The organism is Ruegeria sp. P8, assembly GCF_056534665.1.
In genome coordinates, this window is sequence record NZ_JBQERC010000011.1 from 1 (window position 1) to 24,099 (window position 24,099).

24 protein-coding genes and 1 riboswitch are annotated in these 24,099 nt (G+C 59.5%); of the genes, 21 read left to right on the forward strand and 3 right to left on the reverse strand.

The features are described from left to right. Positions 1–214: 214 nt before the first annotated feature. A riboswitch (TPP riboswitch) is annotated at positions 215–320 on the forward strand. Positions 321–364: 44 nt separating this feature from the next. From thiD to radC, 11 genes are read left to right on the forward strand one after another with little or no spacing between them, the layout of a single operon-like run. Continuing rightward, positions 365–1,168, forward strand: a complete 804-nt coding sequence (gene thiD / locus ACR0BZ_RS13260) for a bifunctional hydroxymethylpyrimidine kinase/phosphomethylpyrimidine kinase (RefSeq protein ID WP_480898640.1) — start codon at positions 365–367, stop codon at positions 1,166–1,168. Further along, positions 1,165–2,142, forward strand: a complete 978-nt coding sequence (thiO, locus tag ACR0BZ_RS13265; RefSeq protein WP_480920440.1) for a glycine oxidase ThiO — start codon at positions 1,165–1,167, stop codon at positions 2,140–2,142. The genes thiD and thiO overlap by 4 nt, the downstream gene beginning before the upstream one ends. Next, the gene (gene thiS, locus ACR0BZ_RS13270; RefSeq protein ID WP_480494004.1) at positions 2,126–2,320 is read left to right on the forward strand and encodes a sulfur carrier protein ThiS; all 195 of its coding nucleotides are present in this window, start codon (positions 2,126–2,128) and stop codon (positions 2,318–2,320) included. Before thiO ends, thiS begins: the two co-directional genes overlap by 17 nt. A gap of 2 nt (positions 2,321–2,322) precedes the next feature. After that, the gene (locus ACR0BZ_RS13275; RefSeq protein WP_480474355.1) at positions 2,323–3,087 is read left to right on the forward strand and encodes a thiazole synthase; all 765 of its coding nucleotides are present in this window, start codon (positions 2,323–2,325) and stop codon (positions 3,085–3,087) included. Then, on the forward strand, positions 3,084–3,680 hold the full coding sequence (locus ACR0BZ_RS13280) for a thiamine phosphate synthase (protein WP_480920441.1): 597 nt from the start codon (positions 3,084–3,086) through the stop codon (positions 3,678–3,680). The genes ACR0BZ_RS13275 and ACR0BZ_RS13280 overlap by 4 nt, the downstream gene beginning before the upstream one ends. Then, positions 3,677–4,642: a ThiF family adenylyltransferase gene (locus ACR0BZ_RS13285; RefSeq protein WP_480920442.1), complete on the forward strand. Its 966-nt coding sequence runs from the start codon at positions 3,677–3,679 to the stop codon at positions 4,640–4,642. Before ACR0BZ_RS13280 ends, ACR0BZ_RS13285 begins: the two co-directional genes overlap by 4 nt. Before the next feature lie 18 nt (positions 4,643–4,660). Then, positions 4,661–5,596 (forward strand): ABC transporter substrate-binding protein, encoded by a 936-nt coding sequence (locus tag ACR0BZ_RS13290; RefSeq protein ID WP_480920443.1) that lies wholly within the window; start codon positions 4,661–4,663, stop codon positions 5,594–5,596. Continuing rightward, entirely contained in the window at positions 5,593–6,267 is a 675-nt protein-coding gene (gene tenA, locus ACR0BZ_RS13295) for a thiaminase II (protein WP_480920444.1), read from the forward strand. Before ACR0BZ_RS13290 ends, tenA begins: the two co-directional genes overlap by 4 nt. Next, a complete protein-coding gene (locus tag ACR0BZ_RS13300; protein WP_480920445.1) occupies positions 6,264–6,992 on the forward strand; it encodes an ABC transporter ATP-binding protein in 729 nt (242 codons plus the stop codon). Before tenA ends, ACR0BZ_RS13300 begins: the two co-directional genes overlap by 4 nt. Next, entirely contained in the window at positions 6,989–7,723 is a 735-nt protein-coding gene (locus ACR0BZ_RS13305; protein ID WP_480920446.1) for an ABC transporter permease, read from the forward strand. Before ACR0BZ_RS13300 ends, ACR0BZ_RS13305 begins: the two co-directional genes overlap by 4 nt. Positions 7,724–7,758: 35 nt before the next feature. Then, positions 7,759–8,514 (forward strand): RadC family protein, encoded by a 756-nt coding sequence (gene radC / locus ACR0BZ_RS13310; protein WP_480920447.1) that lies wholly within the window; start codon positions 7,759–7,761, stop codon positions 8,512–8,514. A gap of 3 nt (positions 8,515–8,517) precedes the next feature. Here the strand turns inward: radC and ACR0BZ_RS13315 are convergent, their stop codons facing one another. The 3 genes from ACR0BZ_RS13315 to secA all read right to left on the reverse strand — a co-directional run bounded on the left by ACR0BZ_RS13315 (position 8,518) and on the right by secA (position 13,834). Next, positions 8,518–10,074 (reverse strand): phosphate ABC transporter substrate-binding/OmpA family protein, encoded by a 1,557-nt coding sequence (locus tag ACR0BZ_RS13315; RefSeq protein ID WP_480913755.1) that lies wholly within the window; start codon positions 10,072–10,074, stop codon positions 8,518–8,520. Positions 10,075–10,098: 24 nt separating this feature from the next. Beyond that, positions 10,099–11,016 carry a hypothetical protein gene (locus tag ACR0BZ_RS13320; protein WP_480920448.1) on the reverse strand — a complete coding sequence of 306 codons (918 nt, stop codon included), beginning with the start codon at positions 11,014–11,016 and terminating at the stop codon, positions 10,099–10,101. Between the two features lie 100 nt (positions 11,017–11,116). Further along, complete coding sequence (secA, locus tag ACR0BZ_RS13325) at positions 11,117–13,834, reverse strand: preprotein translocase subunit SecA (RefSeq protein WP_480920449.1); 2,718 nt, start codon at positions 13,832–13,834, stop codon at positions 11,117–11,119. A 177-nt stretch (positions 13,835–14,011) separates the two neighbouring features. Here secA and ACR0BZ_RS13330 point away from each other — a divergent pair, with 177 nt between their 5' ends. From ACR0BZ_RS13330 to ACR0BZ_RS13375, 10 genes are all read left to right on the forward strand, one after another. After that, positions 14,012–14,860, forward strand: coding sequence for a peptidylprolyl isomerase (locus ACR0BZ_RS13330; protein WP_480538338.1), 849 nt, complete (start codon positions 14,012–14,014; stop codon positions 14,858–14,860). Positions 14,861–14,865: 5 nt separating this feature from the next. Beyond that, on the forward strand, positions 14,866–16,092 hold the full coding sequence (gene argJ, locus ACR0BZ_RS13335; protein WP_480506894.1) for a bifunctional glutamate N-acetyltransferase/amino-acid acetyltransferase ArgJ: 1,227 nt from the start codon (positions 14,866–14,868) through the stop codon (positions 16,090–16,092). Further along, positions 16,089–16,487 (forward strand): 8-oxo-dGTP diphosphatase MutT, encoded by a 399-nt coding sequence (mutT, locus tag ACR0BZ_RS13340; RefSeq protein WP_267363933.1) that lies wholly within the window; start codon positions 16,089–16,091, stop codon positions 16,485–16,487. Before argJ ends, mutT begins: the two co-directional genes overlap by 4 nt. An 88-nt stretch (positions 16,488–16,575) precedes the next feature. Then, entirely contained in the window at positions 16,576–17,187 is a 612-nt protein-coding gene (locus ACR0BZ_RS13345) for a hypothetical protein (RefSeq protein ID WP_480920450.1), read from the forward strand. A gap of 288 nt (positions 17,188–17,475) precedes the next feature. Further along, positions 17,476–19,467, forward strand: a complete 1,992-nt coding sequence (locus tag ACR0BZ_RS13350) for an AMP-binding protein (protein ID WP_480920451.1) — start codon at positions 17,476–17,478, stop codon at positions 19,465–19,467. A gap of 78 nt (positions 19,468–19,545) precedes the next feature. Next, positions 19,546–20,364, forward strand: a complete 819-nt coding sequence (locus ACR0BZ_RS13355) for an ABC transporter ATP-binding protein (RefSeq protein WP_480559234.1) — start codon at positions 19,546–19,548, stop codon at positions 20,362–20,364. A gap of 29 nt (positions 20,365–20,393) precedes the next feature. After that, a complete protein-coding gene (locus tag ACR0BZ_RS13360) occupies positions 20,394–21,380 on the forward strand; it encodes a branched-chain amino acid ABC transporter permease (protein WP_267363929.1) in 987 nt (328 codons plus the stop codon). Positions 21,381–21,383: 3 nt separating this feature from the next. Then, complete coding sequence (locus ACR0BZ_RS13365) at positions 21,384–21,641, forward strand: hypothetical protein (protein WP_209506939.1); 258 nt, start codon at positions 21,384–21,386, stop codon at positions 21,639–21,641. Between the two features lie 3 nt (positions 21,642–21,644). Beyond that, complete coding sequence (locus tag ACR0BZ_RS13370; RefSeq protein ID WP_480482437.1) at positions 21,645–22,721, forward strand: branched-chain amino acid ABC transporter permease; 1,077 nt, start codon at positions 21,645–21,647, stop codon at positions 22,719–22,721. A gap of 74 nt (positions 22,722–22,795) precedes the next feature. Beyond that, on the forward strand, positions 22,796–24,079 hold the full coding sequence (locus tag ACR0BZ_RS13375) for an ABC transporter substrate-binding protein (RefSeq protein WP_267363927.1): 1,284 nt from the start codon (positions 22,796–22,798) through the stop codon (positions 24,077–24,079). The last annotated feature ends 20 nt before the right edge of the window (positions 24,080–24,099 follow it).

Below are 24,099 nucleotides of genomic sequence, written 5' to 3' on the forward strand. Positions count from 1 at the left end.
CCCGCCGCCCGATCCGGGCGCCTCCCCCGGGATATTTCCGGCCAGATGAAGCAGGGATCGTGCATTCATCTGGCTCTAAATATCCCAGAGACCGAGGCAGAGCCTCTCAAAATACTCCCTAAAGACATTCAATTGGCCTTATCAGATGACCAAAAGTGGCAATGCATTTGCCAAATTGGGTCTTGATTCCAACCGCTGACCCTGAAATTGTCCGCGACAACCGTTGGGGTGTCCTGTGAAAGGGCTGAGAGGCGCGACCGCGCTAACCCATCGAACCTGATCCGGGCAATTCCGGCGTAGGGAACGGTCTTATGAACACAGACGTTTTCCCCACCTCGTTGCCCAAAGAAGATGGAGCAACGACATGGCGGCAATTGCCCTGACCATTGCAGGATCTGACAGCGGCGGAGGCGCCGGGATTCAGGCCGATCTGAAAGCGATGTCGGCGCTGGGTGTATTCGGCGCAAGCGTCATTACCGCTGTTACGGCGCAGAACACGCAAGCCGTCACTGCGGTGCATGGGGTTCCGCTGGATGTCATTGCTGCGCAAATCGACGCGGTGCTCAGCGATCTGGATGTGACGGCCATCAAGATCGGTATGCTTGCCACGCCAGAGATCATTCACACAGTGGCCCGAGGCCTGGAAGCGTTCAAAGGTCTCGTCGTTCTTGATCCTGTCATGATCGCAAAATCCGGAGATGCGTTGTTGGCGCAGGAAGCGGTCCGGACACTGCGCGAAGTGATGGTGCCAGCAGCGACTGTGCTGACACCCAATCTGCCCGAAGCGGCATGTTTGCTGGATGCGAAACCGGCGCAATCACCGGACGAGATGGCTGCACAAGGCAAGGCCCTGTGTGCTCTGGGCGCGGGTGCGGTTTTGATGAAGGGCGGGCATGGGTCGGGCGATGTCTGCCACGATCTGTTGGTCGACCCCTCAGGCGTCGTGGCCGCATTTCAGGCCCCGCGTCAGAACACGAAAAACACCCACGGAACCGGATGCACTCTGTCGTCTTCGATCGCCGCCGGTCTGGCCAGGGGTCTGCCGCTGAGGGATGCGATCGCGCAGGCGCATAATTATCTGCAAGGGGCCATCGCGCGGGCGGATGAGCTGAAGATTGGTGCCGGGCACGGTCCTGTGCACCACTTCCACCGGATCTGGCCCGCATGACACTCTGGTCGGTTATAGGTGCGGGCGTAACGGGTCTGGCCGTGGCCAGCGAGCTTGTGTCACGCGGGGCAAAGGTGCAGGTTTTCGATCCGGGCGGCCCGCCCGGCCCGCATGGGTGTTCCTGGTGGGCCGGTGGGATGCTGGCCCCCTGGTGTGAATTTGAAAACGCGGAAGAACCGGTGCTGCGGCTGGGGCAGGAAGCAATCGAATGGTGGGCGCAGCGAACGCAGGTAAACAGACATGGAACTCTTGTCGTTGCCAATGCGCGCGACCTGCCCGACCTGCGCCGGTTTGCACGCCGGACCGAAGGGTTCAGCGAGGTTGATCGTGCGAAAATACTCGAATTAGAGCCTGATCTGAGCAAGTTTGGCAAAGCTCTGTATTTTGAAAACGAAGCGCACCTTGATCCTCGTCAGGCGTTGCGCGATCTGCATCGTCACCTGCAAGGCGCAGGCGTGGAATTCCACCGAAAGCTGGCTCCGGCGCAACTGGACAACGCCATAGACTGCCGGGGTTTGCACGCGCGCGAATATCTGCACGACCTGCGCGGCGTGAAGGGTGAGATGCTGGTTCTTCGTTGCCCCGATGTGACCCTTTCGCGCCCGGTGCGGTTATTGCATCCGCGGATGCCGCTCTACATCGTTCCGCGCGGGGATGGCGTCTACATGCTGGGCGCAACCATGATCGAATCCGAGGACAGCAGCCGCATCACCGCCCGCTCGATGCTGGAACTGCTCAGCGCGGCCTATGCCGTGAACCCGGCCTTTGGCGAGGCCGAGGTGCTGGAGATCGGCGTCGATCTGCGCCCTGCTTTCCCGGACAACCTGCCGCGTATCCGGCGATTGGGCCGGACAATTTATGCCAACGGGCTTTATCGCCATGGCTATCTGCTGGCCCCTGCACTGGCGCGGGGTGTCGCTGATCTGGCATTGAACAACACACATTCGGAGATGGTCGATGAAGATCGTGCTTAACGGCGAGACGCGCGATGTGCGCGCGGAAACCCTGTCGGATCTGTTGCTGGAATGCGGCTTCTCAGGCCGTGTGGCCACCGCCGTGAACGAAGATTTCGTGCCGTCAAGCCTACGTATTGGGCACAAACTGACCGATGGCGACCGGATCGAAGTTGTCGCACCGATGCAGGGGGGCTGAGGATGCGAACGTTCTACGGCATCGAACTGCCGAACCCCTTGATGCTGGGCACCGCCCAATATCCCAGCCCCGCCATTCTGGAACAGGCCTTTCGCGAAAGCGGTGCGGCGGTTGCAACGGTATCGCTGCGGCGGGAATCCGGCGCGGGGCAGACATTCTGGCAGATGATCCGTGAACTGGGTGTACTGATCCTGCCAAATACGGCTGGCTGTCATACGGTGAAAGAGGCGGTGACCACAGCCCATATGGCGCGCGAAGTGTTTGATACCAAATGGATCAAGCTGGAACTGATTGGCCACACCGACAGTTTGCAGCCGGATGTGTTCCAGCTGGTCGAGGCCGCGCGCATCCTGACCGAAGACGGGTTTGAGGTGTTTCCCTACACCACCGATGATCTGATCGTGGGCGAACGCCTGCTCGAAGCGGGGTGCGAAGTGCTGATGCCGTGGGGGGCGCCTATCGGGTCCGGGCGCGGGCTGAACAACGAATACGCCCTGCGGTCGATGCGGGCCGAGTTCCCTGACACGCCGCTGGTGGTGGATGCCGGGATCGGCCTGCCCAGCCACGCGGCCCATGCGATGGAACTGGGTTATGATGCCGTTCTGCTGAACACCGCTGTGGCCCGTGCCGGTGACCCCGTTCTGATGGCCAAGGCGATGGCGCAGGCAATCCATGCCGGACAACTGGCCCATCAGGCAGACCCGATCGAGGCACGCGATATGGCCGAACCTTCGACCCCTGTTGTTGGAAAGGCCTTCCTGTCATGACGCTGGACCGTTTCTATCCGATCTTCGATCACTCGGACTGGCTGCGGCAGATGCTGCCCCTGGGTGTCAAACTGGTGCAGCTGCGTATCAAGGATCAGCCGGTTGAAGTGGTGCGCGATCAGATTGCCGCCTCGCGCGATCTGTGCCGCGACTATGGGGCGGTTCTGGTGATCAACGATTACTGGCAGCAGGCCATCGATCTGGGTTGTGACTGGGTTCATCTGGGGCAAGAAGATCTGGATGTTGCCGACCTGAAAGCCATCCGAAAAGCGGGTCTAAAGCTGGGTGTTTCCACTCATGACGATGATGAGCTTGAGCGGGTTCTGGCCATGGATCCCGATTACGTGGCGCTGGGTCCCGTCTATCCGACCGTCCTGAAAAAGATGAAATGGCATCAGCAGGGCCTGCCCCGCGTGACCGAATGGAAGGCGCGGGTTGGCGACATTCCTCTGGTCGGCATTGGCGGTATGAGCGTCGCGCGCGCAGCAGGGGTGCTGGCTGCCGGGGCCGACATTGTCTCGGCTGTCACGGACATCACGCTGAACGCCGACCCCGAAGCGCGGGTGCGTGCTTGGATCGAGGTCACGAGATGAACCGGTACGCCCGCCAGACGCTGCTGCCCGAGGTTGGGGCTGAAGGACAGGCCCGCCTGACTGCGGCCCGTGTTCTGGTGGTCGGCGCAGGTGGTCTGGCCGCGCCGCTGCTGCCGCTATTGGCCGGGGCCGGGGTGGGGCATATCACGATTGTCGATGGTGACATCGTCGATCTGTCGAACCTGCATCGCCAGACATTGTTTTCAGAAGAAGATTGCGGGCTGTCAAAGGCCGAACGCGCCGCTGACCGATGCCGTGCGTTGAATGCCGAAATCGATGTGATTGCCAAGAAAATGGCTCTAACAGGGGAAAATGCGCCCGATCTGGTGTCGCAGGCAGATATCATTCTGGATTGTGCCGACAGCTATGCGGTCAGTTATTTGCTGTCGGATACCTGTCTGGCACAAGGCAAGCCACTGATCAGCGCCTCGGTACTGGGGCTTTCGGGTTATGTGGGCGGCTTCTGCGGCAGCGCGCCTTCTCTGCGAGCCGTTTTCCCCGATGCGCCGGATAGCGGCGCAAGCTGCGCCACGGCGGGTGTTCTAGGCCCCGTTGTCGGTGTGATCGGGTCCATGCAGGCGCAGATGGCGCTGAACCTGATCTTGCGGCTTGACCCGTCCCCGCTTGGGCAGATGGTGCAATATGATGCGCGAACCCTGCGCAGCACCGGGTTTCGTTTTGATGACGCGCCGGAACCGTCAAGCTGTTTCCGCTTTCTCTCCGCCAGTCAGTTGAGGGAGACAGACCAGATTATCGAACTGCGTGACCCGAACGAAGCTCCGGTTCCGGCTCACCCGAATGCAACGCGCATTTCACCCGAAGAAATACAAAAAATAGACCCAAACAAGGGGCAACGCCTCGCCCTTTGCTGTGCCACCGGGCTGCGCGCATGGCGCGCTGCCGAGAAAATCCAACCGATTTGGCCGGGCGAGATTGTCCTCGTCGCGGCCTCAGCCTCCTGAGAAAAGGAAACGTGAGATATGAAAAAGCTGATGACAGCCCTTGCCCTTCTGGCCGCCGCGCCGGCCTGGGCCGAAGACAAGATGACCGTCCTGCTGGACTGGTTCATCAACCCCGACCACGGGCCCATCATCGTGGCACAGGAAAATGGCTATTTCGCCGAGCAGGGGTTGCAGGTCGAAGTCGTTGCCCCCGCCGACCCGTCCGCGCCGCCGCGTCTGGTGGCCGCTGGTCAAGCGGATCTGGCGGTATCCTATCAGCCGCAACTGCATTTGCAGATCCACGAAGGGCTGCCACTGAAACGGGTCGGCACGCTGGTCGCGACGCCCCTGAACTGCCTGCTGGTTCTGAAAGACGGCCCGATCAAATCGCCCGCTGACCTCAAAGGCAAGAAAATCGGCTTTTCCGTCGCCGGTGTGGAAGAGGCCATTCTCAGCACCGTGCTTGGCAAATACGACGTCGCGCTGGATGATGTTGAGATGATCAACGTGAATTTCTCGCTCTCGCCCTCGCTGATGACCGGTCAGGTGGATGCGGTGATCGGCGCCTATCGCAACTTCGAACTGAACCAGATGGATATCGAAGGCCGCCCCGGCACCTGTTTCTATATCGAGGAAGAAGGCGTGCCGTCTTATGACGAACTGATCTATGTCGCCAACCCCGATACGATGGACAAAGACAAGATCGCCCGTTTCCTGGCCGCGACCGAAAAAGCGACTCAGTACATCGTCAACAACCCGGAAAAAAGCTGGGAGGTCTTCTCGACCACATCACCCGAACTGCAGGACGAACTGAACGCGCGCGCATGGGTCGACACTCTGCCGCGCTTTGCCCTGCGTCCCGCCGGGTTTGACGCTGGCCGATATGCCCGGTTCGAAGCATTCCTGAACGACAGCGGCATGATCGACACTGTCCTGCCCGTCAGCGACATTGCCATCGACGTCACCGCGCAATGAGCGATTATGGCAAAGCCTTTGCGCTGATGCGCGATGCGGTGCAGGGGCCGTGGCGGGATTACACCCGCCACGCTTTTGTCGAAGCCCTGAAAGACGGCACCCTGCCACGCCCCGCGTTCCTGCACTATCTGCGTCAGGATTACGTGTTCCTGATCCACTTCTCGCGCGCCTGGGCGCTGGCCGTGGTGAAATCGGAAACACATGCTGAAATGCTGGCGGCGTCGCGTACCGTGAACGGCCTGATCAGCGAAGAGATGAAGCTGCATATCGGTATTTGCGAAGCAGAAGGCATTTCGCAGTCCGATCTGTTTGCAACGCCTGAACGGCCCGAGAATCTGGCCTATACCCGCTTTGTTCTCGAGGCGGGCTATAGCGGCGATCTGCTGGATCTTCTGGCAGCACTTGTGCCGTGCGTCATGGGTTATGGTGAGATTGGCACCCGCCTGTCTGCGGAAGCAACATCCACATCCTATCGTGGCTGGATCGATACTTACGCGGATGAAGGCTATCAGAACGCCTGCGCGGCCGTGGGCGAATTGCTGGATTCGGCTCTAACACGAAGGATTGGGGCGGATTTCCAATCTTCGCCCCGCTGGGATCGTCTGTGCCGGACGTTCCGTACAGCGACGGAAATGGAAATCAATTTCTGGCAGATGGGTCTGACCCCATGACCCCGGCACCCGATCTGACCATCAACGGCACAGCCACGATCGACGGCACGACTCTGTTCGCGCCGCTGACCCTGACGCTTGCCGCCGGGGCGTGGACCTGTCTGCTGGGCGGATCGGGTGTTGGCAAAACTACGGTCTTGCGGCTGATTGCGGGGCTGGAAACCGGCGCTGAATTCTCGGGCCGGATCACCGCCAGCGATGGCCAGCCGGTTTCGGACCGGGTTGCCTATATGGCGCAGGACGACCTGTTGCTGCCTTGGGCGAGTGTTGCGCAGAACGTCTCGTTGGGCGCGCGGCTGCGGGGCGAGAAAGTTGACGTTGACCGGCGTGACCGCCTGATTGAGCGGATGCGGTTGCAGGACCATATGACCAAGAAACCGCCCGAACTTTCGGGCGGGCAGCGTCAGCGCGTGGCACTGGCCCGCACCCTGATGGAAGACCGGCCGATTGTGTTGCTGGATGAACCCTTTTCCGCCCTCGATGCCCGAACCCGTGCCGATATGCAGGATCTGGCCGCCGAGGCGCTAAAAGACCGCACTGTCCTTCTGGTGACCCACGATCCGGGCGAAGCCGCGCGTCTGGGGCAATCCATCGTCGTCATGACACAGCACGGGCTGACGCCGTGCGATCCGCCGGTTGCTCCAGCCCCGCGCAGCGTGGATGATCTGCAGACGCTGGAAACACAAGGTGCGCTTTTACGGCTGCTGCGGGAGGGCGGGGTATGAAGTCCCTCTCTGTTCTGGCAGCAACCCTGTTTGCCATTGCCATCTGGCAGGGGATCGTGACCCTGACCGGATTGCCAAAGTTCATCCTGCCCGGCCCCGTGGTGGTTGCCGAGACCTGGTGGCAGAACCGCTGGCTGATTGCAGAACACACCTGGATCACAGCCATTGAGGTCATTATCGGCCTTGCCTGCGGCACGTTGCTGGGCGTTGTCACCGCGTTGCAGCTGGCCAATTCCCGCGTCGCACGAGTTTTGGTGCAGCCAATGCTGGTGTTCACGCAGGCCCTGCCGGTCTTTGCACTGGCCCCGTTGCTGACCCTGTGGCTGGGTTATGGCTTGTTGTCCAAGGTCGCGATGGCGGTCCTGATCATCTATTTCCCGATCACGTCGTCCTTTTTTGACGGTTTGATGCGAACACCGCAGGGGTATCTGGACCTTGCACGCACGATGCAGGCCAGCAAGCGCACTGTGTTGTGGCACATCCGTATCCCTGCGGCGTTGCCGTCTCTGGCCTCGGGGATGCGGCTGGCGGCGGTGTATGCGCCGATCGGTGCCGTGATCGGTGAATGGGTCGGTTCATCGCAAGGTCTGGGATATCTGATGCTGCTGGCCAATGGCCGCGCCAAGACGGACCTGATGTTTGCAGCGATGCTGACTCTGGGCGTATTTTCGATCCTTCTGCACATGATTGTCCGCCGCGCCACCGCGCATATGGCAGGAGAGGTGCGTTAACCTTTCGGAAAGTGATTCTGCGACAGGGTAAACGCATGACACAGGACGCCTTTGCCGAAGCCCCCATGCTGTTTGAAACGGACGAAGCGCCAGCGCAGCCGCTGCCGAATGGTCGGTTACCCTCCTACATCAAAGACCATCGCAAGCGGCTGCGCGAACGGTTCATGGCGGGCGGATCCGCAGCGATCCCGGATTATGAGTTGCTGGAACTGGTTTTGTTCCGGTCCATCCCTCGGCAGGATGTGAAACCATTGGCGCGGGCATTGATGAATGCCTTTGGCGATTTCAACCGTGTGTTGACAGCACCCGAAGAACGGCTGCGGCAGATCAAGGGCGTTGGTGATACGGTCATCACCGATCTGAAAATCCTCGAAGCCTGCGCGCATCGGATGGCACGGGCGCGGGTGATGCAACGGCACGTAATTTCCAGCTGGGACGCTCTGCTGGACTATTGCCACACGACAATGGCGCATCGCGAGACCGAGCAATTTCGCGTTTTCTATCTGGATCGCAAGAACGTCCTGATCGCGGATGAGGAACAGGCCAAAGGCACCGTGGATCACGTGCCCGTCTATCCGCGCGAAGTGGCCAAACGGGCGCTGGAGCTGAATGCCTCGGCCTTGATCCTGGTGCACAACCATCCTTCGGGCGACCCAACGCCGTCACAGTCGGACATCGACATGACCAACCGCATACAGGATGCCTGTTCCGCCCTGGGGCTGACGCTGCATGACCACCTGATCATCGGCAAATCGACCGAGCTCAGCTTTCGTTCCGAAGGGTATCTCTAGCAGCTACTGCACCCAAATCTCGACCCGCCGGTTGACCTTGCGGCCCCATTCGGTGTCATCGCAGGCCATGGGCATCGCCTCGCCGAATCCTTCGGCGGTAACCGCGATACTGTCAGGGATCGGGGCTTCAAGCGCGGCGATAACCGCGTTCCGCACGGTTTGCGCGCGCCGCAGGGCGATGCGGGCATTTGAAACGGCACCCCCGCCCCCATCGCTGAAGCCTGCAAACACCACCTTGCGTGCCTGCAACGTACCCGCGTCTAGCATTTGTGCCAGTTGCTGAATACTGGCGCGTGACTGCGCGTCCGGACGGGACGATCCGGGTTCGAACCGAACCGACAGGGACAGGCGCGACAAGGGGCGCAGGGTCTTGATCATGCGCTGCAACTCCTCAAGTCCGACCTCAGTTCCACCAGTGACGACCGCATTGGCAAGCCGGTCCCCCTGTACGCCAACCGGCAGGGTTTCAGCAGATTGATCCACATATCCTGCGTCACGTATGGCCATCTGCGCATCGGGGCTTTGGCTATAGGCCAGAAACTGCCGCGCAATCCGGGGCAGGCGTCGTTCCGGCAGATACAGGAACATGGGCATATTCAGTGGGTAATCTTCAGTCTTGATCGACTGGCGGGTCGCGGCCAGCGGATGCCCGCACCCGCCGGTCAACGGCAAAGCGCGGGTGCCATGGGCCGATGCCTTGCTGGCGATCCCGATGGAGAACGGATCCTTAGCCACGGCCGCGGTCAGGTCATGTATGCGTTTGTGGTGGATCGCCGTATCGGTCAGGTCCACACCGGCGGTTTTCAGAACCTGATCCTCGACCGCCTGCGCCAGCCCCGACCCGGCCTCTGGCACATGCAGTGCAATAGGGGCATCCGGCCCACCCAGCTGCGCCCAGTTGCTGACCTCTCCGGACAGAATGCGGGCCAGGTCCGCCAGCGAAACCTGCCGCATCACGCTGTCGGGGGCCACGACCGGGACCATGGCATCCAGTGCAATGACCCGCGACCGACGGGCGCGCTTCAGATCACCCAACCCCGCAGCCTCGGCAGCCTCCCGCTCGGCCTCGCGCATCTCGCGCAGGGCCATCACGATATCCGCCTGGTCCGCGATCAGGTCACTGAACCCGCGATCGGTGGTGCCCACGTCAAAGAAAAACCGTGCCAGCGGCGCCGACCGGCCTGCCTGATGCAGCTCGTAAACAAAGGTGTCCTCATCCACGCGGGCAGGGGTCGCGGTCAGGTCTTCCTGACGGGCAAAGCCGATGATCAGGGCGGGCAGCACCGTTTCCGCCATCACCGATGATCCGGAAAACTGCACTTCGGCGACGAAATCGATCAGGTTGGGGCAGGCGGGCCCCTCACAAGTGACGCCCGAGCCATCCACGGTCAACGTCCCGAATTGCGTATCGACGCGATAGAACTCACCGTCAAAGCTCAGCAGATTGCCGGTCACTTCGACCTTGCCATCATGCGAGGTCAGTGTGATGTCCTGCCCAAAAGCACCGGTCGCCACCGTCACGGAAAACAGCGCAGCCACCGCCACACGGAAAAATGTCATAAGAGGTTCAAGCCTGCCTGCGGATTACTTTGCCGCGATTGTCAGGTCTGAGAGCAGATTATTCAACACCAGAAACTCGCCCGCGCGCGAACAATCCGGCAGGGTCACTGACATGTCGCGCGACCGCAGGCGGCGGTCCGACAACAACTCCAGCGACTGCACGTTCAGCGTGTGGCCGCAATTTGCATCGGTCACTTCGGCCTCGACAGTCAGGTCAATCGTGCCCGACTGTTCCGATGTACTGGCCGGGAAAGAATACACTTCGATATTCTGCGTCATACCGGAACCGGACTGACCCAGACGCATAACCTTACCGGCGCCTTCTGCAGATGCGTCATCCCAGACATGGCCATCCGCGCCATAGCTGGCACCAAATTCCAGCGCATGAATCTGCAACTCGGTATCACCCTGCCATTGCAAGACAACACGATCAAAACCGGCGATTTCGGGAACGTGAGTGGTGGCGACAGTGCCTGTTTCATCTTCGAAAGAAAACAGGAAGATCGCGTATTCCGAAAGAGCCGGGATCGCCATGTCCAGCGCGCCGCTGGCATCCGTCATCTGGCTAACAGTCAGGCCGCTATGGTGAATTTCAATCCGCTCGTTCTTGTGGCACGGCGCTTTCAGCGACAGGTGTGCCAAGGCACCGGGTGCTGCGTTTGCGTGCGCGCTGATCCGGCAGTTCGATGTCTTGGGGGCTACAGGTACAGCGCGGGGTGCCGGTGTAACAGTGACCGGATCGGCATCTGATACGGTGGCCGAAGTCAGAACGATACTGTCCAGTCCCGACAGAATCGAAGACTGATCGGCAACAGAGGCCACATCGACACCGCCCTGCGCGCGGTTCTGCTGCGCAGCCGGTCCGTTCTGCATCAGATAGCCTATGCCCAGGGCACAAGCGACCGTTCCGCACATGGTTACGTAGTTGCGAACTACAAACAAGACACCCTCCCCAGTTGAAGGAGCAGCTTGCACTCTCGCCACCAATCGCGGCCAATTTGTGGCCGCGAGACGGACTCATTGTGATTAAAGGGTGTTAACGTCAGGTCAATCTGCCGTGGCAGTGTTTGAACTTCTTGCCGGATCCGCAGGGGCACAGGTCGTTTCGCGACGGGTTACCCCAGGTCGACGGATCACTCTCGTCAAAACCCGGCAGGGCATCGCCTGACGCCGCCGCTTCGGCCTTGGCCTCGGCCTGGCTTGCGGCCTTGTCCACGGCCTGCTGGGCCTGCGCCTGTTGCGCCGCCATCTGCGCCAGCATTTCCCTCTGCTCTTCTTCGGTCAGTGGACGCACGCGCGACAATTGCTGTGTCACGGTTTCCCGCAAACCGTCCAGCATGGATTCGAACAGCTGGAAGCTTTCGTTCTTGTATTCGTTCAGCGGGTCGCGCTGGGCATAGCCGCGGAACCCCACGACCGAGCGCAGATGTTCCAGCGTCAGCAGATGCTCGCGCCATTTGCTGTCGATGGTCTGCAACAGCACCTGCTTTTCGATGTTGCGCATGTTTTCGGGACCAAAGGCAACCGCCTTCTGGGCCATCATCTCATCCGCGGCCTTGATCAGGCGCTCGCGCACCTGCTCGTCATCCACGCCTTCTTCGGCAGCCCAGTCCTGAACCGGGGCGTCGATGGTCAGCTTGTCCTTGATCGCAGCATGCAGACCGTCGGTATCCCACTGATCCGCATAGGATTTCGGCGGCATGTACTCGTCAATCAGATCGTCGATCACCTGCTCACGCATATCCGAGACGATCTCGGACAGGTCATTGGCCGACATGATCTCGCGGCGCTGGCTAAAGATCACCTTGCGCTGATCGTTCATCACGTCGTCGAATTTCAGAACGTTCTTGCGCATGTCGAAGTTGCGGCCCTCGACCTTGGACTGCGCGCGTTCCAGCGACTTGTTCACCCAGGGGTGAATGATCGCCTCGCCTTCTTTCATGCCCAGCGTGGTCAGCACCTTGTCCAGCCGTTCCGAGCCAAAGATGCGCATCAGGTCGTCTTCAAGGCTCAGGTAGAACACGGTACGGCCCGGATCGCCCTGACGGCCCGAACGGCCGCGCAGCTGGTTGTCGATGCGGCGGCTTTCATGGCGTTCGGACGCCATAACATAAAGGCCCCCTGCGGCCAGAACCTTTTCTTTTTCTTCCGCGTGGCGCGCCTCTTCTGCGGCGCGCAGCTCCGACGGATCAGCCTCGGGGTTGTCCGCAATCGCTTGCAGCACCTTCATCTCGACATTGCCGCCCAGCTGAATGTCGGTACCGCGACCGGCCATGTTGGTGGCGATGGTCACCGCGCCCAGACGGCCGGCATCGGCGACAATCTGCGCCTCCTGCTCGTGCTGGCGGGCGTTCAGAACGTTATGGGCGATGCCTTCCTTGGTTAGCATCTGGCTCAGCAGTTCCGATTTCTCGATCGAGGTCGTGCCCAGCAGGACCGGCTGGCCCGTTTCCTGCGCCTTCTTGGTTTCTTCGATCATCGCGCCGTATTTTTCCATGGCGGTGCGATAGACCTGATCATCCTCGTCCACACGGGCAATCGGCTTGTTGGTCGGAACCTCAACCACGCCAAGGCCGTAAATCTCGGCAAATTCCTCGGCCTCGGTCAGGGCGGTCCCGGTCATGCCGCCCAGCTTGTCGTAAAGGCGGAAATAGTTCTGGAAGGTCACGCTGGCCAGCGTCACGTTCTCAGGCTGAATCTGCACGTTTTCCTTGGCTTCGATGGCCTGATGCAGGCCCTCGGACAGGCGGCGGCCCGGCATCATGCGGCCCGTGAATTCGTCGATCAGAACGACATTGCCGTCGCGCACGATGTAATCCTTGTCGCGCTGGAACAGCTTGTGCGCGCGCAGACCCTGATTCACGTGATGCACCACGGTCGTGCTTTCCGGGTCATACAGCGAATGGCCTTCAGGAATCAGGCCGGCAGCCAACAGCTGCTGCTCCAGAAACTCGTTGCCCTCATCCGTGAAGGTCACGTTGCGGGCCTTTTCGTCCAGCGTGTAGTGTTCGTCGGTCAGACTCGGGATCAGCGCATCGATGGCGGTATACAGGTCCGAGCGGTCCTGTGCCGGGCCCGAGATGATCAGCGGCGTCCGCGCCTCGTCGATCAGGATCGAATCGACCTCGTCCACAATCGCGAAATTGTGGTGCTTCTGGTAAACCTGTTCCAGATCGGCCTTCATGTTGTCGCGCAGATAGTCAAAACCCAGCTCGTTGTTGGTGGCATAGGTGATGTCGCAGGAATAGGCGGCCAGTTTTTCCGCGTCAGGCTGGCCCGACCAGATCACGCCGGTGGTCATGCCCACGGCAGCAAACACCTTGCCCATCCATTCCGCGTCGCGCTTGGCCAGGTATTCGTTCACCGTGACCACATGCACGCCCTTGCCGGTCAGCGCGTTCAGATACGCCGGTAGGGTCGCGACCAGTGTCTTGCCCTCACCCGTCTTCATTTCCGAGATGTTGCCCTGATGCAGGAAAACACCGCCCATCAGCTGCACGTCAAAGGCGCGCAGCCCCAGCGCGCGGCGGGCACCTTCGCGCACGTTGGCAAAGGCTTCGGGCAGTAGATCGTCAAGACTTTCGCCATCCAGCGCGCGTTTGCGCAGGTCTTCTGTCTTGTCGATCAGGCCCTGATCGGACATTTTCTCGAACTCGGGTTCCAGCGCGTTGATCTTCTCGATCAGGGGGCGGGTCGCCTTGATCTTGCGGTCGTTCGGTGTTCCGAACACCTTTTTGGCGAGCGTTCCGAGTCCCAGCATGTTCACTCCAGCGGATCTGTTCTTGTCTTGGTTTTTGACAGGCTTGCCCACCTTGCGCGCAACCCATAGATACGGGGGGTGAAAGGCGGCCCTGTCCAAGGCTTCAAAGCGATGTAAGCGGCAGGTTCCAGAGTGTCAACGCTGCGCCCTGCCGCGGCAAGGAAATAGGATGATTCAATGCCCAAAGGCCTCACTTTTCTGCCATCGCTGGCTCTGACCGCCATGATGGCCTTGCCGCTGGCCGCCGAAACCCAGCCGGATGCATCCACCGTGGTGGCGCGTGTGAACGGGGATGAGATCACTTTGGGTCACGTGATCGCTACCGTTGCCGCCCTGCCGCCGCAATACCAGCAGGCCGAAGATGACGTATTGTTCGACTTCGTGCTGGAACAGCTGATCCAGCAGCAATTGCTGGGGCAACAGCAGGATGGGCTGAACAAACTGAACACGCTGCGGCTGAAAAATGAAGAACGCTCACTTCTGGCGGTTCAGACCGTCACAGCCCTGACCGATACCGTTGTCACGGACGAGGCCATTCAGGCAGCCTACGACGCGCAGTACAACGATTTCGCGGGTGAGGACGAATTCGATGCCAGCCACATTCTGGTCGAGACCGAAGAACAGGCCAACGACCTCAAGGCGCAGCTTGATGACGGCGCCGATTTCGCCGAACTCGCGCGCGCGCATTCCACCGGTCCGTCCGGCCCCAATGGCGGCGCGCTGGGCTGGTTCGGCAAGGGCCAGATGGTACCGGAATTCGAAACAGCCGTGGTCGCGCTCGAAAAAGGGCAGGTGTCCGACCCGGTTCAGACGCAGTTCGGCTGGCATGTGGTCAAGCTGAACGACAAGCGCAAAACCGAAGCGCCCGCGCTGGACGCCGTGCGCGAAGAGCTTGCACAAACCGTTCAGCAGGACGCCATTCAGGCGCGCATCGATGAACTGACACAGCAGGCCCAGATCGACCGCCCCGCTTTGGAAGGTGCCGGACCCGAAGTCCTGCGCCAGCTGGACCTGATTCAGGAGTAATCCCCGTGGCCAAGATCACCAAGGTTTCGCCGCTGGCGCCAGCGTCCTTCCCTGATTTGCCTGCAATTGACGGTGTGCGGTTCGCCACCGTCGCGGCGGGCGTGCGATATCAGGGCCGCACCGATGTCATGCTGGCCGTGCTGGACCCGGGCACATCTGTGGCCGGGGTCTTTACCCGTTCAGCCACGCGCGCCGCGCCGGTTCTGGATTGTCAGGACAAGATCGGCGGGCCCAGCGATGGCCCGGCGGCGATCCTGGTGAATTCGGGTAATGCCAATGCCTTTACCGGGCATTATGGTCAGACCTCGGTGGCCGAGGTGACGCAGGCCATCTCGAAGGCGACAGGTGTTCCGGTCGAGCGGGTCTTTACCTCCTCAACCGGCGTCATCGGTGAGCCGCTGGCGCATGACCGCATCATTGCCAAGCTTGAAACGCTGAAGGCGGATCTCAGCCGTCACGCGATCGAAGACGCCGCACGCGCGATCATGACCACCGACACCTTCCCGAAAGGGGCCGTGGCGCAGGTCGAAATTGATGGCAAAACAGTCTCTATTGCGGGGATTGCCAAGGGGTCCGGCATGATTGCGCCAGATATGGCGACCATGCTGGTCTATATCTTCACCGACGCGCAGGTCGAACAATCGGCGTTGCAGGCGATGCTGGGCGCGCAGACAGACCGGACGTTCAACTGCATCACCGTGGACAGCGATACATCCACCTCGGACAGCCTGCTGCTGTGCGCCACCGGCGCTTCGGGTGTGGACGCCACCGGCAATGCGGCCTTCGCCGAGGCGCTGGAGGCTGTGATGCTGGATCTGGCCCAGCAAGTGGTGCGCGATGGCGAAGGTGCCACGAAATTCGTCGAAATCCGCGTGACAGGGGCCGCAACAGACGCTGACGCCAAGACCCATGGCCTTGCCATCGCCAACTCTCCGCTGGTCAAAACCGCCATCGCGGGCGAAGACCCGAACTGGGGTCGTATCGTCATGGCCATCGGCAAATCCGGTGCCGCGGCGGATCGCGACCTGCTGAGCATTTCCTTCGGCGACATACTTGTGGCCGAAAAGGGCTGGGTCAGCCCCGATTACAGCGAAGACGCCGCCGCCGCCTATATGAAAGGTCAGGATCTGGTCATCGCCGTAGATCTGGGTCTGGGCGCGGGCAAATCCACCGTCTGGACCTGCGATCTGACGCACGGATATATCGAGATCAACGCGGATTACCGCTCGTGAAAACCGTGTTGGTCTCTGCGGTCGCCCTGATCGACATCGAGGGCCGGGTGCTGTTGGCCCAACGCCCCGAGGGCAAGTCCATGGCCGGTCTTTGGGAGTTTCCCGGCGGCAAAATCGAGCCCGGCGAAACCCCCGAGGCCGCCCTGATCCGCGAATTGCACGAGGAACTGGGCATCGACACATGGGCCTCGTGCCTCGCCCCTCTGACCTTTGCCAGCCACAGCTATGATGATTTCCACCTGCTGATGCCGCTGTTCGCCTGCCGCAAATGGCAGGGCATCCCGCAGTCGAAAGAGGGGCAGGCGCTGAAATGGGTCCGCGCAAATGACCTGCGCAACTACCCCATGCCCGCCGCGGATGTGCCCCTGATCCCGATCCTGCGGGATTGGTTGTAAGGGCTCAAGGGGCGTCAAGCGCCAGCGCCAGAATTTCAGCTTGGCGGATTTGTTTGCCGATTTGTGGTAGTGTTCGAGTGCTTTCTCAATGATGAAGGAGTACCTCGTTATGATTGCAAGTCGAGTTGCGAAGCTTTGGGTGCCCAGGATTGTTTTGATTTTGACCTTTGTTGTATTGGCGGTTCATGGTGCCAAAGCAGATGATGCGAAGGCTTCGATAACGGTCATGATCGAAGAACAGGCCCGTATTGACCGCTACGTTGAACTCGATTTTGCGCGGCAGGATCTTTTGTTTCACCAGACGAGCACGATCCTGGCCCTATACGGTGATTACAACTCCTACACCAAATCGGACGGCACTCAGGCCAATGGCTCTGACATGACGCGGTTCAGAAATCGGGTCGCTGAATACGTGCCCGCTGCCATTGTGGATTTCCGCCGAAAGTCCCAAAGAGACAAAACAATTTCTGAGGATGAGGCAAGCAAGGCGGAAGCTGCCGAAGCCCTGATGGACGAGATGGTTTTGGCCGCAGGCGAAATCATTGAACTTTGCGACGCCAACAAGCCCTATGAGGCAAGCCTCGTTTACCGCGATAAGACAATGCCCTTGAACACGAAACTTTTGGGGTTGCTGTACACGTTGCGCTCAACATCTGTTGGTCGTTTTAAAAAAGCAGCACTAAAAGCTAAGTATCAGTAACCGCGCCAACCTGCCGAAGGTCGTATTCTGTTTGCCGGTACGCCATCCCTGTTGAACACGGGACCTGTTTGGTATGGCAATAGCTTGGGACTATCGGGTTCCTCGTGACAGTCTGCATTTGTACATCTTGTACAAAACGTAACATCACCCCTCTGCACCTGTTACAATTCGTAAGAATTGAGAAAACATCAGGAAAAAGTTGACGCTGATCGTGCGGGTGTCCCAAATCGGGGCACTGGCATCCGGGGGCTTTCCCGGATCCGCCATTTCCGGCTTTGAGGAGGCCGGATGGGGAGGAGAAAAAGATTGGCTCAGACGCAGTCGGGCGCCGAAGGGTTGCACTCCCTTCCGGCGCTTCTACATCGCAACGCGACCCAGTTCGGGGATGCCCCGGCCTATCGGGAAAAAGAATTTGGGATCTGGCAATGCTGGACCTGGGCTAAAGCGGCCAAGGAAATTCGCGCGCTCGCCCTTGGATTTCTTGAAATTGGCGTTGAGCGCGGTGACCACATTGCCGTGATCGGTCGCAACCGGCCAGCGCATTACTGGACCATGGTCGCGGCACAGATGGTCGGTGCAATTCCGGTGCCTCTGTATCAGGACGCAGTCGCCGAAGAGATGACCTATGTGATGGAGCATTGCGGCGCGAAATACGTCGTCTGCGGTGATCAGGAACAGGTCGACAAGGTCATCGAAATTCAGGAAAAAGTGCACCAGATCAAGCACATCCTCTATACCGACAAGCGAGGGATGCGGAAATACGACCACAGCCAGATGAACGCGCTGGAAGACCTCATGGCCGAAGGTCAGGCAGGACATCAGCGGTTTGATGCAGAGCTGGACAAGCGCATCACTGAGATCACCTATAACGACACCTGCGTCATGCTTTATACCTCGGGCACAACGGGCAAGCCCAAGGGGGTGGTTCTGTCGAACCGCAACGTGATCGAAAGCGCCAAAAATTCAGCGATCTTCGACCATCTGACCCGCGATGAAGATATCCTCTCCTACCTACCAATGGCATGGGTTGGGGATTTCATCTTTTCCATCGGTCAGGCCTATTGGTGCGGGTTCTGCGTGAACTGCCCGGAAAGCGCCGACACGATGATGACCGATCTGCGCGAAATCGGGCCGACCTATTTCTTCGCCCCGCCGCGCGTGTTTGAAAGCCAGCTGACCAATGTAATGATCCGGATGGAGGATGCGAGCAAGCTGAAGCAACGCATGTTCCATCACTTCATGGCGCATGCCAAAAAAGTGGGTGGCAAGTTGCTGGATGGCAAACCCGTCGGCTTTGGCGACCGGATGAAATACGCGCTGGGTAACCTGCTGGTCTACGGGCCGCTCAAGGATACGCTGGGCTATGGCCGGTTCCGGGTTGGTTATACAGCGGGTGAAGCGATCGGACCGGAAATCTTTGATTTCTATCGATCTTTGGGCATCAACCTGAAACAGCTTTATGGCCAGACCGAAGCAACCGTGTTCATCACCGTACAGCCGGATGGCGAGGTTCGGGCCGATACGGTTGGCGTGCCCGCGCCGGATGTCGAGATCAGGATCGACGACAAGGGCGAGATCCACTACCGCTCGCCCGGCGTGTTTGTCGAATATTACAACAACCCGGATTCCACGGCATCGACCAAAGATGCCGAAGGCTGGGTGGCAACGGGTGATGCCGGGTTCATCGAGGAAAGCAGCGGCCATCTGCGGATCATCGACCGCGCCAAGGACGTGGGCAAAATGGCCGACGGGTCCATGTTCGCGCCGAAATATGTCGAGAACAAGCTGAAATTCTATCCCGATATTCTCGAGGTCGTTCTGTTCGGAAACGGCAAGGATCGCTGCGTGGCCTTTATCAATATCGACCTGACAGCGGTCGGCAACTGGGCGGAACGCAACAACGTGGCTTACGCCTCCTATCAGGAACTGGCAGGCCATCCGCGTGTGTTAGAGACGATCAGGGCGCATGTGGAAGAGGTCAACAAATCGGTAGCAGCTGATGAAATGCTGTCCGGTTGCCAGGTGCATCGCTTTGTCGTTCTGCACAAGGAACTGGACGCTGATGATGGTGAGATGACGCGCACCCGGAAAGTGCGGCGTGGGTTTGTCGAAGAGAAGTTCCACGACATCATTGCAGCGCTTTATGACGGGTCCGAAAGCGTGTCGACCACGACCGAAGTGACCTATGAAGATGGGCGCAAGGGATCGATCAGCGCGACGCTGAAAATCGTGGATGCGCCGGTGGTACCGGGTGCGCAGCACAAGGTGGCAGCGGAATGAGGGCCGCCATTGCACCGCTAGACCTGCGGCCATCGCCACGCCCGCCATCCCGTTTATGCGCAAGTCAGGGAGTGACTGATGCTGGATAACGCCGAAGGATATGTCACCGAAGACGGTCGCAAGATCGGCGGCGTGGTGATGGAAATGAAGAACATCACCCTGCGCTTTGGCGGCGTCGTGGCGATCAAGGATATCTCGTTCGATATTCGCGAGGGTGAGATTCGCGCCATCATCGGGCCGAACGGGGCCGGAAAATCATCCATGCTGAACGTTATCTCGGGGTTCTATGTCCCGCAGGAAGGCGAGGTCTGGTTCCACGGATCAAAACGCCCAGCGATGCGGCCCTTTGAGGTGGCGCAGCAGGGGATCGCGCGGACGTTCCAGAACATCGCCCTGTTCGAAGGGATGAGCGTTTTGGACAACGTCATGACCGGGCGCTTGAATTTCATGCGGACCAACATCCTCCAGCAGGCCTGGTGGAAGGGTAAGGCCGAGGCGGAAGAGGTTGAAAACCGTGAGGCGGTTGAGAAAATCATCGATTTCCTTGAAATCCAGCACATCCGCAAGACGCCCGTTGCGCGCCTGCCTTATGGCCTGAAAAAACGCGTCGAACTGGCCCGCGCACTGGCGGCAGAACCAAAGCTCTTGCTGCTGGATGAACCGATGGCGGGCATGAATGTCGAAGAGAAAGAGGACATGAGCCGCTTTATCCTCGATGTGAATGACGAATTCGGCACCACCATCGCCCTGATCGAACACGATATGGGCGTGGTGATGGACCTGAGCGACCGCGTGGTCGTGATGGATTACGGAAAAAAGATTGGTGACGGTACACCCGACGAGGTGCGCAACAATCAGGAAGTCATCGACGCCTATCTGGGGGTCAGCCATGACTGAGACCAAAGCAGATATCCGGGGAGGCACATATGCCTGAGCAGTTAATCTTTGCCACGGAGGTCATCCTTAACGGTCTGATGGCCGGGGTGCTTTATGCGCTGGTCGCGCTGGGCTTTGTGCTGATCTACAAGGCATCCGGGATTTTCAATTACGCGCAAGGGGTTATGGCCCTGTTTGCGGCGATGACACTGGTCGGGATCATGAACGGGCAGGTGCCTTTCGCGCATTTGATCAACGCGACCTTCGGCACTCATGTCTATAACTTCGGCTGGAACATCCCCGCCCTGCTGGCGATCATCCTGACAATGGGTGTGATGGTTCTGCTGGCCTGGTGTGTGCAGCGCTTTGTCATGCGACATCTGGTTGGGCAGGAGCCGATCATCCTGTTCATGGCCACGATCGGTCTGGCCTATTTCCTTGAAGGTGTGGCCGACCTGATGTGGGGATCCGAGATCAAGACGCTGGATGTGGGTCTGCCGCAGGGCATCAACCTGTGGATCGACGAGGTCACCTTTAACATCTTCGGCTATGGCTTCTTCATCGACAACCTCGACATCGTGGCAACCGTAATTGCGGCGCTTCTGGTGGCGGCGCTGGTGGCCTTCAGCCAGTACACAAAACAGGGCCGGGCCATGCGTGCTGTGGCAGATGACCATCAGGCGGCACTTTCGGTCGGGATCTCGCTCAACTTCATCTGGGTCATGGTCTGGTCGGTGGCCGGGTTCGTGGCGCTGGTCGCGGGGATCATGTGGGGCACCAAATCGGGCGTGCAGTTCTCGCTGTCGCTGATCGCACTCAAGGCGCTGCCGGTGTTGATGCTGGGCGGGTTCACCTCGATCCCCGGTGCCATCGTCGGCGGACTGATCATCGGTGTGGGCGAGAAGCTGTTCGAATTCTCGGTTGGCCCGCTGGTCGGCGGCGCGACCGAAAACTGGTTCGCCTATGTGCTGGCGCTGATCTTCCTGGTGTTTAGACCGCAGGGTCTGTTCGGCGAGAAGATCATCGAGAGGGTGTAACGCATGACCAAGCTGATCGCCATCATCAATGTGATCGCATGGGCGGGGTTCTGGGCCTTTGGATATATCGCGCTGACTTCGAATGACCTGACTGACAGTCAGCTGACGATTGCCGCGATCCTGGCCTTTGCCGGTCTGATCATGGGTGTTCTGGCCTACCTGAAACTCGTGCGCGCCTCTGAGGCGAGCGGATATGCCAAAGGGTCCAGCCAGCTGGACGCCGCGACCCGAAACCGGGCGCAGGAAGAATGGGGAAAGTAACAGATGTTCTATCGTGAGGCCGGAGATTTCAAAACCTCCTACGTGGATGACAGCCAGACTTTCCCGATCAAGTTCGACCGGTACCGGTACTATGTCGTTCTGGCGGTGGCGTTTGGGATCATTCCGTTCATCATCAACGACTATTGGGCAAACGCCCTGCTGCTGCCCTTTCTGATCTATGCCATCGCGGCGATCGGATTGAACATACTCGTGGGCTATTGCGGGCAGGTCAGCCTTGGTACAGGCGGTTTCATGGCGGTGGGTGCTTATGCCTGCTACAAGTTGATGACCGCATTTCCAGATGTCAGCATGTTCATTCATGTCCTGTTGGCTGGTGGTATCACAGCGATTGTAGGCGTCTTGTTCGGCCTGCCTTCCCTGCGGATCAAGGGGTTCTATCTGGCGGTGGCCACGCTTGCGGCACAGTTCTTTCTGGTCTGGCTCTTCAACCGGGTACCGTGGTTTTACAACTACTCGGCCTCGGGTCAGATCAACGCGCCCGAGCGTGACGTGTTCGGCATTATCATCTCGGGCCCGAACGCCCCGGCCTGGGCGACCTACCTGTTCTGCCTGATCTTCCTGACCTTCAGCGCGATTATTGCGCGCAACCTGACCCGCGGCACGACCGGGCGGACATGGATGGCGATCCGCGACATGGATATCGCCGCCGAAATCATCGGGGTGAACCCGTTGAAAGCCAAGATCAGCGCTTTCGCTGTCAGCTCGTTCTTTGTGGGCATCGCAGGGGCCTTGTTCTTTGCCGTTTATCTTGGCGCGGTCGAGGTGGGCGAAGCATTCGGCATTCAGAAATCATTCCTGGTGCTGTTTATGGTGATTATCGGCGGATTAGGCTCGATTTTCGGGTCTTTTGCCGGGGCGGCCTTCCTCGTGCTGCTGCCGGTTCTGCTCAAACTGGTTGGCGTCGATCTTCTGGGTTGGCCGACCGATATCGTTGCCCATCTTCAGCTGGTGATCGTGGGCGCGCTGATCATCATGTTCCTGATCCTGGAACCCCACGGTCTGGCACAGTTGTGGCGCGTTGCGAAAGAGAAACTCAGACTCTGGCCGTTCCCGCACTGAGGGCTGGCCCAATCATAAAGACGGGTGATCAAGCCCGAACTCAATATCGGATCAATCAAGGGAGGAGACACCCGATGAACAAGAAACTGGCAACCGTGGCGCTGAGCGCCCTGATGGCGGCAGGACCTGCGATGGCGGATCTTGTGTTCCCGTCGCTCAGCTATCGAACCGGGCCCTATGCGGCCGGTGGTATTCCATTCGCGGACGGTTACGCCGACTATTTCACTCTTCTGAACGAGCGGGACGGTGGCATTGGCGGTGTACCAGCAAACGTGATCGAATGCGAAACCGGGTATAACACCGAAAAAGGCGTGGAATGCTATGAATCCACCAAAGGTGAAGGCGCGCTGGTGTATCAGCCGCTGTCGACCGGTATCACCTATCAGCTGATCCCCAAAGTGACCGCAGACGGCATTCCTCTGCACACGATGGGGTATGGCCGGACCTCGGCTGCGAACGGCAAAGTGTTCAGCCACGTGTTCAACTATCCGGCCAACTACTGGAACGGTGCGTCCGGTGCGATCAACTATCTGCTGGATGAAAATGGCGGTGACCTGAGCGGCAAGAAGATTGCGCTGGTCTATCACAATTCTGCTTACGGCAAGGAACCGATCCGGACGCTGGAAACTCTGGCTGAAAAGCATGGGTATGAGCTGTCCTTGCTGCCGGTTGATCACCCAGGACAGGAGCAGAAGTCGCAATGGCTGCAAATTCGCCGTGAAAAGCCTGACTATGTCATCATGTGGGGTTGGGGCGTCATGAACCAGGTTGCGGTTCAGGAAGCGGCCAACATCCGTTTCCCGATGGAAAACTTCATTGGTGTCTGGTGGTCTGGCGCGGAATTCGACGTTCAGCCTGCTGGCGAAAAAGCGACCGGTTACAAGGCGCTGACCTTTACCGGCCTTGGCATGGACTATCCGGTCTATGACGACCTGAAAAAGTACGTCGTTGACTCGGGCAAGGCTGCAGGTGCCGGCGATCAGCTGGGTACAGTTCAGTACAACCGTGGTCTTTATGCCGCCATGCTGGCAGCCGAGGCTGTGAAAACGGCGCAGGCGATGCACGGAACCGCTGATATCGACGCGTCGATGATGCGCGACGGCATGGAAGCACTGGAAATGACCAACGCCAAGATGGAAGCGCTTGGCATGTCCGGGTTCGGCCCTGAATTCTCGGTTTCCTGCGAAAACCACGGCGGCCCCGGCCTTGTCGGTGTTGTTCAGTGGGATGCGGCGACTGGTGCCTGGAACCCGGTACAGGACTTCAAACCGACAGATGCCGAAGTTATCGGCGCGTTGATCGAAGAAGATTCCGGTGCCTACGCAACCGAAAACAGCATCTCGCCACGTTGCGAGTAAGGCATGTTGCGCCACGGATG

Bases quoted from the DNA above. Each gene is read 5' to 3' on its own strand.
- ACR0BZ_RS13305 (WP_480920446.1), top strand. From the start codon at position 6,989: ATGAAGTCCCTCTCTGTTCTGGCAGCAACCCTGTTTGCCATTGCCATC.
- radC (WP_480920447.1), top strand. From the start codon at position 7,759: ATGACACAGGACGCCTTTGCCGAAGCCCCCATGCTGTTTGAAACGGAC.
- ACR0BZ_RS13345 (WP_480920450.1), top strand. From the start codon at position 16,576: ATGATGAAGGAGTACCTCGTTATGATTGCAAGTCGAGTTGCGAAGCTT.
- thiS (WP_480494004.1), top strand. From the start codon at position 2,126: ATGAAGATCGTGCTTAACGGCGAGACGCGCGATGTGCGCGCGGAAACC.
- ACR0BZ_RS13370 (WP_480482437.1), top strand. From the start codon at position 21,645: ATGTTCTATCGTGAGGCCGGAGATTTCAAAACCTCCTACGTGGATGAC.
- ACR0BZ_RS13355 (WP_480559234.1), top strand. From the start codon at position 19,546: ATGCTGGATAACGCCGAAGGATATGTCACCGAAGACGGTCGCAAGATC.
- thiO (WP_480920440.1), top strand. From the start codon at position 1,165: ATGACACTCTGGTCGGTTATAGGTGCGGGCGTAACGGGTCTGGCCGTG.
- ACR0BZ_RS13315 (WP_480913755.1), bottom strand. From the start codon at position 10,074: ATGACATTTTTCCGTGTGGCGGTGGCTGCGCTGTTTTCCGTGACGGTG.
- ACR0BZ_RS13280 (WP_480920441.1), top strand. From the start codon at position 3,084: ATGACGCTGGACCGTTTCTATCCGATCTTCGATCACTCGGACTGGCTG.
- ACR0BZ_RS13360 (WP_267363929.1), top strand. From the start codon at position 20,394: ATGCCTGAGCAGTTAATCTTTGCCACGGAGGTCATCCTTAACGGTCTG.
- ACR0BZ_RS13350 (WP_480920451.1), top strand. From the start codon at position 17,476: ATGGGGAGGAGAAAAAGATTGGCTCAGACGCAGTCGGGCGCCGAAGGG.
- ACR0BZ_RS13330 (WP_480538338.1), top strand. From the start codon at position 14,012: ATGCCCAAAGGCCTCACTTTTCTGCCATCGCTGGCTCTGACCGCCATG.
- ACR0BZ_RS13375 (WP_267363927.1), top strand. From the start codon at position 22,796: ATGAACAAGAAACTGGCAACCGTGGCGCTGAGCGCCCTGATGGCGGCA.
- thiD (WP_480898640.1), top strand. From the start codon at position 365: ATGGCGGCAATTGCCCTGACCATTGCAGGATCTGACAGCGGCGGAGGC.
- ACR0BZ_RS13285 (WP_480920442.1), top strand. From the start codon at position 3,677: ATGAACCGGTACGCCCGCCAGACGCTGCTGCCCGAGGTTGGGGCTGAA.
- ACR0BZ_RS13300 (WP_480920445.1), top strand. From the start codon at position 6,264: ATGACCCCGGCACCCGATCTGACCATCAACGGCACAGCCACGATCGAC.
- ACR0BZ_RS13365 (WP_209506939.1), top strand. From the start codon at position 21,384: ATGACCAAGCTGATCGCCATCATCAATGTGATCGCATGGGCGGGGTTC.
- tenA (WP_480920444.1), top strand. From the start codon at position 5,593: ATGAGCGATTATGGCAAAGCCTTTGCGCTGATGCGCGATGCGGTGCAG.
- ACR0BZ_RS13290 (WP_480920443.1), top strand. From the start codon at position 4,661: ATGAAAAAGCTGATGACAGCCCTTGCCCTTCTGGCCGCCGCGCCGGCC.
- ACR0BZ_RS13275 (WP_480474355.1), top strand. From the start codon at position 2,323: ATGCGAACGTTCTACGGCATCGAACTGCCGAACCCCTTGATGCTGGGC.
- secA (WP_480920449.1), bottom strand. From the start codon at position 13,834: ATGCTGGGACTCGGAACGCTCGCCAAAAAGGTGTTCGGAACACCGAAC.